Genomic DNA, 15,636 nt, shown 5'->3' with positions numbered 1-15,636 from the left:
GTTCAATTTGATCGATCAAACGCCATCACGATACACCGCCGAGGCGCTACGGTGAACCCCATGTCGCAGCCCGCCACCGTCGCCGACGTCGCCGCGGTCGCCGGTGTCTCCCGGCAGACCGTGTCGAACGCGCTGAACCGGCCGGAGGTCGTCCGTCCGGACACCCTGGACCGGGTGCGCTCGGCGATCGAGACCCTCGGGTACCGCCCGCACGCCTCGGCACGGCGGCTGCGGACCCGGCAGAGCTCGACCCTGGGCGTCCGGCTCGAACCCGTGCACGGCATCTCCGGCGCGGTGCTCGACCGCTTCCTGCACGCCCTGGTCGAGCACGCGGACGCGCGGGGCATGCGGATCCTGCTCTTCACCGCGCGGGACGTCGACGACGAGCTGACGCACATCGAGCGGCTCGTCGAGGGGTCCGACGTCGACGGCTTCGTGCTCACCTCGACGTTCCACGGCGATCCTCGGCCCGGGTGGCTCGCCGACCGGGACGTCCCGTTCGTGCTGTTCGGACGCCCGTGGGGGCAGTCCGCCGAGCGCGCCGAGGTGCTGCCGTGGGTGGACGTCGACGGTCGGGCCGGCCTCCGGGCCGCGACCGCGCACCTGCTCGAGGCGGGGTACCGACGCATCGGGTTCCTCGGGTGGCCGAGCCCCTCGGGGCAGGGCGACGAGCGGCGCCACGGCTGGCAGGACGCCCTCGCCGCAGCGGGCCTGCCCGACCAGGTGCAGCTCGTCTGCGAGGACGACGTCTCCGCGGCGACCGAGGTCGTCACCCGGGCGGTCGCGGACGGGGCCGCCGTCGACGCGGTGGTCTGCGCTTCGGACACGCTGGCGCTCGGTGCGCGGTTCGCCCTCGGCCCGGACGTCCCCGTGGTCGGGTACGACGACACCCCGGTGGCCGAGGCCCTGGGGATCTCGAGCGTCGAGCAGCCCCTCGGTGACGCGGCCGCGGCGGCGCTGGACCTGCTGATGGGCACCGGCAGGTCGGTCCTGCCCGCACCGACCGGGCACCGTCTGCTCGAACCGACGGTCGTCTGGCGCCCCTGACCCGGACCCCGCGGTCACGATCCCGTCTCGGACCGGCTACGGTTCGGTACCGGCACCCTCGCCGGCCCAGCACCGTCGGTAGCGTCGGCACCACCGCGGCACGGGTCCGTCCGAGCCGCCGAGACCGGGGGACCCCATGCGCACCGCACGCACCACGACACTGCTCGCGACGATCGGGATCGGCGCCGCGCTCGTCCTGAGCGCCTGCACCGAGGGACCGAACGTCGTGACCACGCCGACGGCCTCGTCCACGCCGACGACGTCGACCACGCCGTCGTCGACGAGCACCCCGAACGCCACGGCTTCGCAGACTCCGTCGAGCACCCCGCGGCCGACGTCCACCATCACCCCGGTCCCCGGCGTCGACTACGACGGCGGCACGGTGCCGTCCGAGTGCTCCGACCTGATCACGGCCGGCAAGTGGAAGTTCGCCGAGGCTCCGCTGAACGACCCGAAGGTCGTCGGCGACTCGTGGTCCCGCCCGAAGGACGCCTTCACGCCGGTCCTGCAGGCCGACGGCAAGCACCTGTCGTGCGTCTGGCGGGATCCACGGGCGGACATCACGAACCTGGTGATCGACGTGGTGGTGGTCGACTCGTCCCGCGCGTTCGGTGCACTGCAGGCGCTGCCCGCGAAGGGCTACGACTGCGCACACGTCGCCGAGGGGTACCGCTGCCAGAAGGTCTCGCAGAACTCGCAGTACCCGGTCATCGACGGCGACACGTACTTCACCCGCGGCGACATCGGCATCCGCATCAGCCAGTCGAACACCCCGACGGACGGCCTGCTCGACGACGTGACGGCGCACGTCTTCGGCTGACCCCACCGACCGGCTGCCCCGCCGGCCGGCTGATCCGCCCGGCGAGCGAAGCGCCCGGCTCAGTCCGCCCGGGCCGCCGGTCGCGACCGCACGTGCGCCCGCTCGCCCTGGGGCCCGTACAGGCAGAGCACCTCGGTGACCTCGTCCGTGGTGTTGCCCACCCAGTGCGGCGTGTGCGTGTCGAACTCGACGACCTCGCCGGGCCCCAGGTCGAACTCCCGGTCACCGAGCAGCAGCCGCAGCCGCCCGGACAGGACGTAGAACCACTCGTAGCCCTCGTGGGTCTTCAGTGTCCGATCGCTGTTCGCGGGTTCCGGCGGGATGAGCTGCTTGAACGAGCGCACGCCCCCGGTCCGCTTCGTGAGCGGGATCACCACCCGCCCGCCGTGCCGCTCGGGGCGCAGGTGGACGCGCGGATCCCCCGTCTGCGGCGCCCCGACGAGGTCGTCGAGCGGCACCTGGTACGCCCGGGCCAGCGGCAGCAGCAGTTCGAGGGTCGGTCGCCGCTGGCCGGACTCCAGCCGCGAGAGCGTCGACACCGAGATGCCGGTCTCCGCGGCGAGCGCCGCGAGCGTGACGTCACGCCGTTCGCGGAGCGCGCGCAGGCGCGGACCCACCGCGTCGACGACCTGGGCCGTCGTGCGTGGGGTGATCCGATCCTCCCGGCCGTGTGCCATGCCGACCATGTTGCCAGACCGGCAAGATTCGTTGCTGATCCGGTCGAGCGCGCCGCACGCTGTGGTCATGTCCGATCACTTCGACGTCATCGTCATCGGCGGCTCGGCCGCCGGCCTGTCCGCAGCCCTGATCCTGGGGCGGTCCCGTCGCTCCGTCCTCGTCGTCGACGCGGGTGAGCCCCGCAACGCGCCCGCGGCCGGTGCGCACAACTACCTCGGGCGCGAGGGGGTCGCCCCCGCCGAGTTGACCCGCATCGGACGTCAGGAGGTCGCCGCCTACGGCGTGCAGGTCACGGCCGGGAGGATCGTGGCCACGTCCGCCACGGACGGTGACGGGACCGACCCGGTCGCTTTCTCGGTCACGCTCGACTCCGGCGCGGTCGTCACCGCGCGGCGACTCGTCGTCGCCTCCGGCGCCGTCGACGTGCTGCCGGAGGTCCCGGGGCTCGCCGAGCAGTGGGGGCGCGGGGTCGTGCACTGCCCGTTCTGCCACGGGTGGGAGATCCGCGACCAGCGCATCGGGATCCTGGTGACGACACCGAACGGGGTGCACCACGCGCTCATGTTCCGGGCGTTGAGCGACCGGGTGACGGCGTTCGTGACCGACCCGGCGCTCGTCGACGACACCGCCATGGCAGGTCTCACGGCTCGTGGCATCGGGGTGATCACGGGTCCGGTTGCCCGCGTGGTGTCTTCGGGCGACGTGCTGACCGGGGTGGAGACGGGGTCGGGCGAGGTCGTCCCGCTCGACGCCCTCGCCGCCGCCAGCACCGCCGAGGCCCGCGTCGACGTCCTGGCCGGGCTGGGCCTGGTGGCGGAGGACGTCGTCGTGGGCGGCTCCCGGTTCGGGAGCGCGCTCGTGGTCGACGCCGCGGGGCAGACCGGCGTGCGCGGGGTGTACGCGGCGGGCAACGTGACGGCCCCGATGGCGACCGTGATCGCGTCGGCCGCGGCGGGGACGCAGGCGGGGGCGGCGGTGCACGGCGACCTGGTGCAGGCGGACCTGGCGGCGGCGCTGGCGGGGGTGGCGGCGGGAGTGTGAGCCGGGGCCGCTGCGGCCGCTGGCTGAGCGCGGAGGTTTCGGGCTGAGCGACAGTTCACGCCGTCCGCGGCCCGTGAGGTGTCGCTCAGCGCATGAACTCCCCGCCCGCCAGCGGACCGGGCGAGCCGGCGGCGGCCGACTGGCGGGGGTGGCCGGCGGCGCGCGTCAGTCCACGCGATAACCAGCCTGCGCGGCCAGGAGCGGCGCGAGGGCGAACAGCTGGTCGGCACCGATCGTCGCCCCGCGGAACCCCTCGAGCCGCTCCACCCGGTCCAGGTCGGCGGCCCGCAGGTCGACGTGGTCGATGCGGGTGTTCGAACCCTCGGCGGAGCGGATGCGTGTGCCCTCGAAGGACACGCGGAGCAGTCGGGCGTCGGCGATGTCGAGTTCGTCGAGCACGCAATCGCGGAACACCACGTCGGTGAGCGTCGACCCGCGGAGGTTCACGAACCCGAGCTTCATGCCGACGAACTCGACCCCGTTCAGCGTCGCGTCGTACAGGTCGGCCGACCCGACCCGGCCGCCGGCGACCCGGACCTCGCGCCAGGCGCTGCTCGAGGCGCGGAACACCGGGGCGTCGAGCGTCTCGACGACCGAGTCGCGGACGCGCAGGCCGCGCAGATCGGTGCCGTCGGCGCGGAGGGTCCCGACGACACACTCCTCGAGCTCGAGGTCGGGCAGCCGCTCCCCGGCGACGTCGAGCATCGCGATGCGCTTCGCCTCGATCCGGTCGCCGGTGAGCAGGTCGCCGGGTGCCGGTGACCAGTCCTGCAGGTCGGTCGGCTCGGTCAGGGTGATCCGCGGGGCGTCGGTGCCGGTCGAACGTGCCATGCGCTCAGTCTGCCGGTCCGGGCCGACGCCGCGTCAGGCCGGATCGACGCTGTGCCGGTCCGGTGCGACGCTCGAGCACGCGGCCCCGCGGGGTACACGGGACTCCGGTCCGGCGAGCACGTCGGGCAGTAGCTTCGGCAGATGACAACTGGAGAGCAGGCGATCAGCCGTCGGTCAGCGCCACGCATCGCCGTGTTCGTCGTCCTCGCAGGACTCGTCGGCGGAGTGGTGACCGGGACCCCGGCGTGGGCTGCCGACGACCCTGCCGGACTGCAGGTGGACACGGCGACCTCGACGGAGGTCGCGTACGGCAACACCGCCACGTGGTCGTTCACGGTGACGAACACCGGGACCCGTGCCACCGCCGGACCGGTCACGATGGCGTTCCAGTACAACCAGGGGTCGAACCCGCCGGACGCGGCGATCCTGTCGGCGTGGGACCAGGCGAAGGTGACGTCGACGAGCGGCACCTGCTCGTTGTCCACCCAGAAGCGGACCGGCACCTGCGTGACCGGCGCGCTGCGTCCCGGCCAGAGCGTCACCATGACGACGACCGCCCGCCAGCACTTCGCCTCGTCCATGTCCGGGTTCACGGGTTGGGGGTTCACCGTCGTGCGCGGGAAGTCCGATCCCGACGCGCCATGGAACGCGCGGTACAGCGGCACGACGCTGGTCCCCGTGCGCGGCAACCTCGACCGGGTGCTGCCGGTGTCCGGTGGGGTCCAGGTCGCGGGCTGGGTCGTGGAACTCGAGCGGCTGGCCGACCCGATGACCGTGACGGCCCAGGTCGACGGCGTCTACACGGACCGCTTCACGACCACCGTTCGACGCGCGGACGTGAACCGTGCCCTGCACGTCAGCGGGAACCGCGGCTTCGCCGGGACGGTCGCGATGAGCGCCGGGACGCACCGCCTGTGTCTGACAGCGAGTGATCCGTACTGGGGGTCGAGCACCATCGACTTCGGCTGCCGGAACGTCCAGGTCCGGTGAGCCCGGGTCACGCCGCCGGGGTCAGCACGCTGTCGAGCCGGTAGTCCTTCGCGGGACCCCGGGCCTGCCAGCGCACCGTCCACCGTCGGGCGTCGCCCGTGAGCACGCCGGTGTAGTCGTCCGGCGCGCAGGCGTGCTCGACCGCCGCGCCCCACACCCAGTCGTGGAAGACCCGGCCGTCGATGAAGTGCACGCTCCAGTGCGCGTCGGCGCCGCGGCGGACGAGCAGCGTCCGGGACACCGGGGTCTCCCGACCGCCGAACCGCATCACGCCGGACTCGTCCCAGCGCACCTCGTCCGGACCGGTGAGCGAGAGCGTGGTGCGGCCGGTGACGATGCCGCGGACACCGGCGGCGCGGTCGTCCACGGTCCGTGCGAGGTCCCAGTCCCCGAGCAAGTCCGTCGGCAGCAGCACCCCCTCAGGCTACGCGGCGCTCACCCGCGCAGGGGTCCGGACGCGGGCACACGGGCGCCGTCGGCGAAGCCGCCGACGAGTTCCCGCAGGGCGTCCTCCGCCGTGTGCTGCGGCGCCCACCCGAGCTCGTTCCGGGCGCGGTCGGTCTGCATGACCGGCACGCCGGCTGCGATGTCGAGCCACCCGGCGTCCGTCGGCTGGAGCCGGAGCCGCCAGGTCAGCGTGACGACCCCGCGCAGCAGGCGGAGCGGGATCCGCACCGCGCCGAGCATCCCGGCGGCCCGGGCCATCCGCGGCGGGGTGAGCACCGGCGACGCCGCGATGTTGAACGCGCCGGCGGCCCGCCGGTCGATCGCCCGCCAGAACGCGTCGGCGAGGTCGTCGGCGTGCACGGCCTGGAACACGAACGGCAGCGGCAACGGCAGGACCGCGAACCGGGCCGCACGCACGACCGACATCGGGACGAGGTGCCCGAGGAACAGCCCCCGGAGCTCCGCGGCCACCGACCGCTGGAACACCAACCCGGGCCGGAGTCGTGTCACGACCACGTCCGGGTGCTCGCGCTCGAACGTGTCCAGTGCCCGTTCGTTCTCGGCCTTGTGCACCGAGTACGTCGCCGTCGGGATGCCGGTCGTGGGGAAGGACTCGTCCACCGGCGTCCGCTTGCCGTCCACGTTGACCCCGCGGTACGCCCCGACCGAGGAGGCCACGACGACCTGCTGGACCCCGGCCCGGGCCACGGCGGCGAGCACGTTCGCCGTGCCCCGGACGTTGGTCCGGTGCTGCGCGGGGATGTCGTGCGTCGGCTGGAGCGCCCACGCCAGGTGCACGACGGCGTCGGCCCCGCGGAACACGGCGGCGAGCTCCGCGACGGCACCGTCGCCACCGACGTCGACGGCGTGCCAGACCGCGACGTCGTACGGTGCGACCCGGGCGTCGGGCAGCCGTCGAGCGACCCCGACGACCTGCAGCCCCTCGTCGGAGCCGGCCCGGCCGTCACCGGCGAGCCGAGCCGCCGCGAGCCGCCTCAGCACGGCGGTCCCGACGTTCCCGGTCGCCCCGACCACGACGACGCGCATCAGCGGTGCCCGACCGTCACGCCGCCGCGGGCGCGAGCGACGGGTCGAGGACGACCTTGATGCAGCCGTCCTCCTTCTTCTGGAAGACCGAGTACATGTGCGGGGCGTCCTCGAGCGACACCCGGTGCGTGGTCAGGTCGAGCGTGCCGAGGGGGTCCGATGGGTCGGACACGAGCGGCATCAGGTCGTCGACCCAGCGGCGGACGTTGCACTGTCCCTCGCGGATCGTGATCTGCTTGTCGAACAGGGTCATCATCGGCATCGGGTCGGCCATCCCGCCGTACACGCCGGACAGCGACACCGTGCCACCGCGCCGGACGAGGTCGATCGCCGCGTGCACCGCCGCCAGCCGGTCGACGCCCGCGGTCTCGATCGCCTTCTGCGCGAGCTTGTCCGGCAGCAGGCCGGCCGCGCGCTGGGCGAACCCGGCGACGGGGTTGCCGTGCGCCTCCATGCCGACCGCGTCGACCACGCCGTCCGGCCCGCGGCCGTCGGTGAGGTCGACGAGCTGCGGCACGACGTCGTCGGACAGGTCGAACACCTCGATGCCGTGCTTCGCCCCGAGGTCGCGGCGGACCTGCTCGGGGTCGACGGCGAGCACCCGGTAGCCGAGGTGCTTGCCGATCCGCGCGGCGAACTGCCCCACGGGGCCCAGGCCGAGCACCGCGAGCGTCCCGCCCTCGGGCACGTCCGCGTACTGCACGGCCTGCCAGGCGGTCGGGATGATGTCGCTCATGAACAGCCACTGGTCGTCGGCACCGCTGTCCGGCACCTTGATCGGGCCGTAGTCGGCGTGCGGCACCCGCAGGTACTCGGCCTGCCCGCCGGGGACCTGGCCGTACATCTTCGTGTAGCCGAAGAGCGAGGCGCCGGTGCCGTACTCCTTGACCTGCGTCGTCTCGCACTGCGACTGGAAGCCGTGGCGGCACATCCAGCAGTGGCCGCACGAGATGTTGAACGGGACGACGACCCGGTCGCCGACCTTCAGGTTCGTGACGGCGGAGCCGACCTCCTCCACGATGCCCATGGGCTCGTGCCCGAGGACGTCGCCCTTGTCGATGTACGGGCCGAGCACCCGGTACAGGTGCAGGTCGGAGCCGCAGATGGCGGTCGACGTGATCCGCACGATCGCGTCGGTCGGCTCCTGGATGGTCGGGTCGGGGACGGTCTCGACGGACACCTTCTCGGTGCCCTGCCATGTCAGTGCGCGCACGTCGCGTTCCTCTCGTGGTCGCGTCGGGCCGGCCGGGAGGCACGGCTCGTCTCCCCCTCGTCGGTACCCGCCCGCCCCGTGGCGCGTTCCCAGCCCCGCCCGCGCGCCCTGCCCGATCCGCGCGTGGGAGACCGATCCGCGCATCGGATGCCGATCCGCGCGTGAGAGACCGATCCGCGCGTCGGAAGCCGTTCCTTCCGCCACCCGACGCGCGGATCCGCCTCCGATCACAGGCGCGATGGGCTCGAACGTGGCCGATCGGCCAGTCGGTCTCCGCCCGTCCGCCGATGCGCCCGGTGCCGCCCACCCGCCACGCTGGCTCCGATGGACCACCGCACCACGCGCCGCAGCCTGCTCACCGGGGCCGGAGCGCTCCTCGCCGCCGGGGCGCTCGCCGCGTGTTCCTCCCAGCCGCCCCGGCGGGCGACGAGCGCGACCCCGACGCCGACAGCCACCCGGACACCCACGGGCACGCCCACACCGACACCGACACCGACACCGACCCGTCCGGCACTGACGAAGGTGCCGCTGCCCCGGGGGACCGTGACGGGTCTGCCAGCGGGGACACCCGGGATCGCGTGGACGGTGGACGACGGGGCATCGTCGGACGTCGTCGCCGCGTACGCCCGGTTCGCGGCCGAGACCGGCACGCGCCTGACCTTCTTCGTCAACGGCGCGCGGCCCGCGTGGACCGAGCACGCCGACCTGCTGCGGCCGCTCGTCGCCTCCGGGCAGGTGCAGCTCGGGAACCACACGTGGGATCACCCCGCCCTGACGAAGCTCGGCGACCAGGCGGTCCAGGACCAGCTGACGCGGAACCACGCCTTCATCCAGGACACCTACGGCGTCGACGCGAAGCCGTACTTCCGGCCGCCGTTCGGCTACCACGACGCCCGGGTCGACCGGGCGGCGGCGGCCGTCGGCTACACCACCCCGCTGCTCTGGTACGGGACGCTCGCGGACTCCGGGGACATCACCTCGGACCAGATCGTCGGCTTCGCGGAGCAGTGGTTCCAGCCGGCGCACATCGTCATCGGGCACGCCAACCACCCCGGCACCATCGGCGCGCTGCCGAGGCTCCACGCCCTGCTCGAGCAGCGCGGCCTGGCGACCTACACGCTCGACGACGTGTTCTCCCACTGACTCCGGCCCCGCGCGAACAGGTCAGGCGCGCAGCCGGTCGCGCTCGGTTGGGGGCAGGTGCTCGGTCGCGGTCGCCCGTGCCGCCGGGGTCAGGAACCGCCCGTGCCGCTCGAGGAACGCCACGAGCGCCGGCTCGGAGGCCCGCTTGCCGGTCTCGCGCAGGACCCACCCGAGCGCCGACTGCACGGTGTCGCTGCGCTCGCGGACGAGCCGCCCGACGATCCCGAGCGGGACCTCGGCGTCGCCCTGCTTCGCGAACGCCAGGGTCGCCACGACCGCGATCCGGCGCACCATCGCCACGTCGGACTTCACGAGCGCGAACAACGGGCCGGTCGAACCGCCGACGAGCGGCGCACCGACGAGCTCCTCCGCCGCGAGGTCGACGAGCGTGGTGTCGTCGAAGCGCTCCGCCTTCGCCGCGGCGAGGAACTCGTCCGTCAGCTCGGCGTCCGGCCGCGCCCGCATCGCCTGCACGAGGAGCACCACCGCGACGAGCCGCGCGCCGGGGTCCTCGCTCCAGAGCAGGGCGGACCGCTCCCCCGCGTCGAGGTCCGCGAACTGCCGGGCGACCCGCCGCGCCGCCGCCACGTCCCCCGGGGTCCGCGCGAGGGCGGCGAGGACCGCCTCGGCGTCGCATGTCTGCATCACCGCCACGGTACTCGTCGCCATGGATCGTCCGACACGAGGAACGGCCGGGTCCGTCAGGCGCAGATCAGCCGGACAGGGGCAGCAGCTGGGAGTCATCCGCCAAGCTGAGTGCCGCACGTCCGGTGTTCTTCACGAATGCTTCGGACGAGAACAGCGCAAATGGTGTGCCAGCCGCCACAGCCGACGTGAGCGCTCCCAGGTGGTGCGAGTTCGGCATGAACACGCTGATCGCATCGTCGCTTCGTCCGGACGCGTCCAGAAGCGTCAGCTCCAAGCGTTTCCCTTCAGCCACCGGGTACGCGTTGTACTTCGCCAGCCCCTCCACGTAGTACGCGCGGTGCTTCGTGACCTGAGTCTCGATGGATGCCGTCAGCGCGCTGAACGCGTTCCCGGTGGGAGCGAAGGCCAGCTCATGCCACCAGTGATCGATGCCGCCGAACCGGATCTTCTCGCGACGGCCGAAGTGCTCGTCGGCACCGACCTGCAAAGCGAGAGCACGAAGGCCGACGACACCGCCCACAGGAGCGCCGTAGGCGTACTGCGTTCGCGACTGTCCGGTCGGAGCGGAGTCGACGGCCGACCGTCGCGACTCGGGCACCGGGACACCCGTCAGACCATGGATGTGCTCGTACACGCCCGCCACAGGTGCGGAGCTGTCCGTCGATCTGCGCGGCGCACCATGCGGCACGAGCGCGTGGGCGGAGCCGGAGAAGCACGAGAACTTGGCCGCCACGGGCACTGCGCCACCTGACGCCACATCCCGAACAGTGCTCCTCGAATGGAAGAGTCGTGCGCCGCAACCGGCCCAGCCTCAACGCCCGGAACCTGCCCGGAGCTCGTCTTCCACCTCGTCGGGGGGGACACCCGGCCGGAGGGTTCGTGAACCGCCTTCACTTCAGCGCAAGCGTGACACGGACACCCGGAGGGCATCCGCGTGCAGGTAGATGTCCTCGAGCGACTCAATCGGGTGTCGCGTCTCGACTTTGTCCTCGTCGAACAACCCGATGTACTTCTGCTTCTTCCCGTTGAACCAGAGGCGCGCGATCGGCTTGCGGTTGTTGTTGTCGAGCAGAATGGCGAAGTACGACTTCTGATCCCGGTGCACGATGCGCTCGGGCTTGACCTCGCTGCAGGCGATGGCCTTGACGATCTGATAGCCCTCGAGTTCCTCGGGCGTGGTCTCGATCTCGGTGTCTCGATCTATGTCCTCTTCCACCACCAGCTCGCTCGAGAGCGCCTCGACGGAAGTAGCTTGCTCGATCGGCGCCGTGTAGGAGGCACCGAGCGCCGTCTTCAGACGGTCGTTGACCTGTTCGTTGAGGAATTGCTTCGAGGCCTTGGCGACGAGCGTCGTGAACTGGCTGCGCGCCTCCTGGGTGAAGCGCCCCTCGTAGACACGCGACGCGAAGAGTCGGACGAAGTCCTCCTCGGGCTCCCGGAACTGTACGGCGATGGCACGCTTCAGCGCGCCGACGTACTTGAGTTCCTCGGCCGCGCTGATCACCGAATCGAGGTCGAACACGTCCTTCGTGAGCTTGCTGAGCTCCGGCAGGAGTGTCTCGTCGATGTCGGCTAGGTCGAGCACGAGGAACGGTCGGTCGTCCATCTTGTTCGGTGCGTCGAGATCCGTGTAGAAGTTGTAGACCTCGCCGTTGGTCAACACGGCGATGCGTGCGTTCGTGACGGAGAAGTACCGGAAGAGCTGGGATGCATGCTCGATCTTGAGCGGCTCCGTGGACTTCTTGCACTCGATGAGGATCTGCACCTCACCGTCGCGCATGATCGCATAGTCGACCTTCTCCCCACGCTTCACGCCGACGTCCGCCGTGAACTCCGGAACGACTTCGAGGGGGTTGAACACGTCGTACCCGAGGATCGTCGAGATGAAGGGCATCACGAACGCGTTCTTCGTGGCCTCCTCGGTCTGGATCGCCTGGCGTTGGTTGTGCACCTTCGTGGCCAACGCAGCGAGACGCTCTTCGAACTCCATCGTTCACTCCTGTCCTCACACTCAGGATAAGTGACCGGTCGTCAACTCGAGGGGTTCTCACCGAGCCCCAGAGCGAGGGACACCGCAGACCTCGGAGCGAGGTGCCGGAGGACGAGTCCAAGCGGCATAGGCGCAGCGTTACAAGCTCGAAACGTCACGTATACAAAAGCGAGCGACGATCCGTGATTGTATGCAATCACCGCACTCCTGAGCGTGACTCCACAAGAGTCGCCACGCACACCGCAGCTCCAGGAACACGATGTCCCAGACCTCCCCCCGACGCCGCCGGACACTGCTCGCCGTGCCCGCCGTCGCCCTGGCCGCCACGCTCGCCCTCACCGCCTGCGTCCCGGTCCAACGCTCGAAGGCCGGCGGCGCGACCGCCGGCACCGTCACGACCGTCCCGATCGGCGACCAGCAGGTCCGCGAGGGCGGTGACCTCGTCATGGCGCTCTCCGCCGAGCCGGACCGACTCGACCCGACCACCTCGTCGTCGCTGTACACCCGGTACGTCATGGAGACGATGTGCCAGAAGCTGTACGACATCGACGCCGAGGGCACGGTCGTCCCGATGCTCGCCACGGCGCTGCCCACGGTGTCGGACGGTGGGAAGACCGTCACGTTCCCGGTGCACACCGGGTACCGCTTCGCCGACGGCACCCCGTTCGACGCGGACGCTGTCGTGACGACGCTCGAGCGCAACCTGACGAAGGACGACTCGAGCCGGAAGAGCGAGATGGGTCCGGTGTCGAGCATCGACGCGGTCGACGACCACACCGTCCGGATCCGCTACGCGACGCCCTTCGCCCCGATCACCGCCGCGCTCGCGGACCGTGCGGGCATGGTGATGTCGCCGACCGCGCTGGAACAGGAGGGCGACGGGTTCGGCGACCACCCGGTCTGCATCGGCCCGTACAAGTTCGTCGAGCGCGTCCCGCAGACGTCCATCACGGTCGAGCGCGACCCGCAGTACCACGACCCGGCGAGCGCGCACTTCGACCGGATCACCTACCGGATCATCACGGACGCGAGCATCCGCGCGCAGAACCTGAAGTCCGGCGACGTGCAGGTGGCCGACTCGATCTCGACCCAGGACGTCGACGAGCTCATGCGGCGGAAGGACCTCAGCGTCCTGCGCACCGGGTCGCTCGGCTACCAGGGCATCACGATCAACCTGGCCAACCAGGACGGCGTCGGCACGGACCCGAAGCCGCTCGACACCCCGCTCGCCACGCAGCGGACGGTCCGGCAGGCCCTGTCGATGTCGATCAACCGTGCCGAACTCGTGCAGAGCGTGTTCCGCGGGTGGGCAGACGTCGCGTGCTCGCCGATCCCGGACTCGAGCGTGTTCGCGACGGACGCGAGCAAGACGTGCCCGGAGTACGACCCCGAGCGGGCGAAGCAGCTCCTCGAGCAGGCCGGCGTCGAGCAACCGTTCCCGATCGAGATGGAGGTGACGAACACCCCCGACACCGTGCGGTTCGCCCAGGCACTGCAGGCCCAGGCCCGTGCCGGCGGCTTCGCGATCACGATCACGCCGGTCGAGTACACGACCCTGCTCGACGACCAGACCCGCGGTGACTTCCAGGCGCTCCAGCTCGGCTGGTCCGGCCGAGTGGACCCGCACGGCAACATCGGCTCGTTCCTCGGCACCGGCGGCGGCAACAACTACCCCGGGTACAGCGACCCCGACGTCGACGACCTGATCAGCCGCGCGGCCCAGGCCACCGACCAGCAGGAGCGCGCCGACCTGTACGGGCAGCTCGTGACGAAGGTGCAGCAGGACGACCCGATCATCTACCTCTACCGGACCCGGAGCATCACGGGCGTCAGCACGGACGTCGCCGGGGTCTCCACCTACGCCGACGGCGTGGTCCGACTCAGCCAGGCGGCGTTCGTGGAAGGCGGCAGCAAGTGATCCGGTACGTCGTGACCCGACTCTGGCAGGCGGCGCTCACGCTCGCCCTCGCCTCGGTCGTCGTGTTCTTCGGGGTCCGGCAGCTGCCGGGCGACCCCGCCCTGGCCCTCGCCGGGGAAGAGGCGAGTCCCGAGCGGCTCGCGGCGGTCCGCGCGGACCTCGGCCTCGACGACTCCCTGCTCGTGCAGTACTGGCGCTTCGTGGTCAACGCGCTGCAGGGCGACTTCGGCCAGTCGACGCGCACGGGGACGCCCGTCACCGAGCTGCTCGGCTCGACCCTGCCGGTCACGCTGTGGCTCGCGCTGTACGCGATCGTCGTGGCGGTCGTCGTCGGGGTCGCCCTCGGCACCCTCGCCGAGCGGTACCGCGGCCGTTGGCCCGAGTGGATGGCGAACGCTGCCGCGCTCGTCGGCCTGAGCGTCCCGAACTTCTGGCTCGGGATCCTGGCGATCGTGTGGCTCGCCGCGGGGCTCGGCTGGTTCCCGGCGTCCGGCTACGTCCCGGTGACGAGCGACCCCCTCGGCGCCCTGCACCACCTGACGCTGCCGGCCCTGATCCTCGGGACCTCGCTCGCCGCCGTGATCATGCGGCAGACCCGTGCCTCGATGATCGAGACGATGAAGACCGACTTCGTCCGCACCGCCCGCGCGAAGGGCCTCAGCCGCCCGCGCGTGCTGTTCCGGTACGGACTGCGCAACTCGATGATCGTCGTCGTGACGATCGTCGGCCTGCAGCTCGGCGGGCTCATCTCCGGCGCGGTCGTCACGGAGCGCATCTTCGCGCTGCCGGGCTTCGGCAAGCTCACGCTCGACGCCGTCTTCACCCGCGACTACCCGGTCATCCAGGCCGTCGTCCTCGTGATCACCCTCGGCTACGTCCTCATCAACTTCGCCGTGGACGTCCTGTACTCCGTCATCAACCCGAAGATCCGCGTGGGGGGCACCGCATGACCACCATCACAGCGCCGTTCGACCTCGGGTCGAGCCGCGGTCGCGTCTGGAAGCAGGTCCGGACGAACCGCCTCGGCATGACCGGCGGCATCATGCTCGCCGTCGTCGTCCTCGCCGGGGTCACCGCCCCGCTCGTCGCCCCGTACGACCCCACCACGACGCACTTCGACCTGCCGTTCCAGGTGCCGTTCACCGTCGGCTTCGGCCTGGGCACCGACGACCTCGGGCGCGACATCCTCTCCCGCACGCTGTACGGCATCCAGGTCTCGCTCGTCGTGGGCGTCCTGTCGGTCCTGCTCGCGGTCGTCGTCGGCACCCCGCTCGGGCTGCTCGCCGGGTACTGGCGCTGGCTCGACGCGATCATCAGCCGTCTGACGGACGTCGCACTCGCCTTCCCGTTCCTCATCATCGCGGTCGGACTGGCCGCGATCAGCGGACCGAGCCTGACGAACGCGGTGATCGCCATCGGCATCTCGCACGTCCCGGCGATGATCCGCATCGTCCGCGGCGAGACGCTCCGGATCACGAGCGCCGACTTCGTGACGAGCGCGAAGACGCTCGACGCGGGCGGCGCGCGGATCATCCTGCAGCACGTCCTGCCGAACTGCGTCTCGGCGATCATCGTGCAGGCCACCGTGATCATGCCGGTCGCGGTCATCGGCGAGGCCCTGCTGTCCTTCCTCGGCCTCGGCATCCAGCCGCCCACCCCGAGCCTCGGCATCATGCTCTCGGACGCGCAGCAGTACCTCGGCCAGGCGCCGTGGGCCGCGGTCGTGCCCGGCGTCGCGATCGCCGTCGTCTGCCTCGGCTTCAACCTGTTCGGCGACGCCCTGCGCGACGCCCTCGACCCCACCGCCTCGGACCGGAAGTAAC

At 71.5% G+C, this 15,636-nt stretch carries 16 protein-coding genes; 8 read left to right on the top strand and 8 right to left on the bottom strand.

The window, feature by feature from the left end:
- The first annotated feature begins 60 nt into the window (after positions 1–60).
- Both FB462_RS02390 and FB462_RS02385 read left to right on the top strand, forming a co-directional pair.
- Positions 61–1,047 (top strand): LacI family DNA-binding transcriptional regulator, encoded by a 987-nt coding sequence (locus FB462_RS02390; protein ID WP_141859919.1) that lies wholly within the window; start codon positions 61–63, stop codon positions 1,045–1,047.
- Between the two features lie 136 nt (positions 1,048–1,183).
- Complete coding sequence (locus tag FB462_RS02385) at positions 1,184–1,867, top strand: hypothetical protein (protein WP_141859917.1); 684 nt, start codon at positions 1,184–1,186, stop codon at positions 1,865–1,867.
- A gap of 59 nt (positions 1,868–1,926) precedes the next feature.
- Here the strand turns inward: FB462_RS02385 and FB462_RS02380 are convergent, their stop codons facing one another.
- Positions 1,927–2,553: a helix-turn-helix domain-containing protein gene (locus FB462_RS02380; protein WP_373286875.1), complete on the bottom strand. Its 627-nt coding sequence runs from the start codon at positions 2,551–2,553 to the stop codon at positions 1,927–1,929.
- A 58-nt stretch (positions 2,554–2,611) separates the two neighbouring features.
- Between FB462_RS02380 and FB462_RS02375 the strand changes: the two genes are divergently transcribed.
- A complete protein-coding gene (locus FB462_RS02375) occupies positions 2,612–3,586 on the top strand; it encodes an NAD(P)/FAD-dependent oxidoreductase (protein ID WP_141859912.1) in 975 nt (324 codons plus the stop codon).
- A 165-nt stretch (positions 3,587–3,751) separates the two neighbouring features.
- On the opposite strand, the gene FB462_RS02370 is transcribed toward FB462_RS02375, so the two are convergent.
- Positions 3,752–4,417 (bottom strand): pentapeptide repeat-containing protein, encoded by a 666-nt coding sequence (locus FB462_RS02370; protein ID WP_114850720.1) that lies wholly within the window; start codon positions 4,415–4,417, stop codon positions 3,752–3,754.
- A 141-nt stretch (positions 4,418–4,558) separates the two neighbouring features.
- On the opposite strand from FB462_RS02370, the gene FB462_RS02365 reads away from it, so the two are divergent.
- Positions 4,559–5,407, top strand: coding sequence for a hypothetical protein (locus FB462_RS02365; protein WP_141859910.1), 849 nt, complete (start codon positions 4,559–4,561; stop codon positions 5,405–5,407).
- Between the two features lie 7 nt (positions 5,408–5,414).
- On the opposite strand, the gene FB462_RS02360 is transcribed toward FB462_RS02365, so the two are convergent.
- Genes FB462_RS02360 through FB462_RS02350 form a run of 3 tightly spaced genes read right to left on the bottom strand, consistent with a single transcriptional unit; the run spans position 5,415 to position 8,114 of the window.
- Positions 5,415–5,822, bottom strand: a complete 408-nt coding sequence (locus FB462_RS02360; protein ID WP_114850718.1) for a DUF6314 family protein — start codon at positions 5,820–5,822, stop codon at positions 5,415–5,417.
- Between the two features lie 20 nt (positions 5,823–5,842).
- Complete coding sequence (locus tag FB462_RS02355) at positions 5,843–6,901, bottom strand: NAD-dependent epimerase/dehydratase family protein (protein WP_141859907.1); 1,059 nt, start codon at positions 6,899–6,901, stop codon at positions 5,843–5,845.
- A 16-nt stretch (positions 6,902–6,917) separates the two neighbouring features.
- Positions 6,918–8,114: a zinc-dependent alcohol dehydrogenase gene (locus FB462_RS02350; protein WP_141859905.1), complete on the bottom strand. Its 1,197-nt coding sequence runs from the start codon at positions 8,112–8,114 to the stop codon at positions 6,918–6,920.
- A 324-nt stretch (positions 8,115–8,438) separates the two neighbouring features.
- Between FB462_RS02350 and FB462_RS02345 the strand changes: the two genes are divergently transcribed.
- Positions 8,439–9,257, top strand: a complete 819-nt coding sequence (locus tag FB462_RS02345; protein WP_141859902.1) for a polysaccharide deacetylase family protein — start codon at positions 8,439–8,441, stop codon at positions 9,255–9,257.
- Positions 9,258–9,278: 21 nt separating this feature from the next.
- Here FB462_RS02345 and FB462_RS02340 read toward each other — a convergent pair whose 3' ends face one another.
- The 3 genes from FB462_RS02340 to FB462_RS02330 all read right to left on the bottom strand — a co-directional run bounded on the left by FB462_RS02340 (position 9,279) and on the right by FB462_RS02330 (position 11,895).
- On the bottom strand, positions 9,279–9,902 hold the full coding sequence (locus tag FB462_RS02340) for a DNA alkylation repair protein (RefSeq protein WP_167509970.1): 624 nt from the start codon (positions 9,900–9,902) through the stop codon (positions 9,279–9,281).
- A 67-nt stretch (positions 9,903–9,969) separates the two neighbouring features.
- A complete protein-coding gene (locus FB462_RS02335) occupies positions 9,970–10,638 on the bottom strand; it encodes a hypothetical protein (protein ID WP_141859898.1) in 669 nt (222 codons plus the stop codon).
- Between the two features lie 162 nt (positions 10,639–10,800).
- Positions 10,801–11,895, bottom strand: coding sequence for a type I restriction endonuclease (locus tag FB462_RS02330; RefSeq protein ID WP_141859896.1), 1,095 nt, complete (start codon positions 11,893–11,895; stop codon positions 10,801–10,803).
- Positions 11,896–12,154: 259 nt separating this feature from the next.
- On the opposite strand from FB462_RS02330, the gene FB462_RS02325 reads away from it, so the two are divergent.
- From FB462_RS02325 to FB462_RS02315, 3 genes are read left to right on the top strand one after another with little or no spacing between them, the layout of a single operon-like run.
- Positions 12,155–13,813 carry an ABC transporter substrate-binding protein gene (locus FB462_RS02325; protein WP_141859894.1) on the top strand — a complete coding sequence of 553 codons (1,659 nt, stop codon included), beginning with the start codon at positions 12,155–12,157 and terminating at the stop codon, positions 13,811–13,813.
- The gene (locus FB462_RS02320; RefSeq protein WP_141859892.1) at positions 13,810–14,763 is read left to right on the top strand and encodes an ABC transporter permease; all 954 of its coding nucleotides are present in this window, start codon (positions 13,810–13,812) and stop codon (positions 14,761–14,763) included. The genes FB462_RS02325 and FB462_RS02320 overlap by 4 nt, the downstream gene beginning before the upstream one ends.
- Complete coding sequence (locus FB462_RS02315; RefSeq protein WP_141859890.1) at positions 14,760–15,635, top strand: ABC transporter permease; 876 nt, start codon at positions 14,760–14,762, stop codon at positions 15,633–15,635. Before FB462_RS02320 ends, FB462_RS02315 begins: the two co-directional genes overlap by 4 nt.
- Position 15,636: the final 1 nt, after the last annotated feature.

It is taken from the genome of Curtobacterium citreum (assembly GCF_006715175.1).
In the GTDB taxonomy this organism is placed as follows: domain Bacteria; phylum Actinomycetota; class Actinomycetes; order Actinomycetales; family Microbacteriaceae; genus Curtobacterium; species Curtobacterium citreum.
Note: the sequence above shows the minus strand (reverse complement) of the source record. Positions and strands in the feature narration are given on the sequence as shown.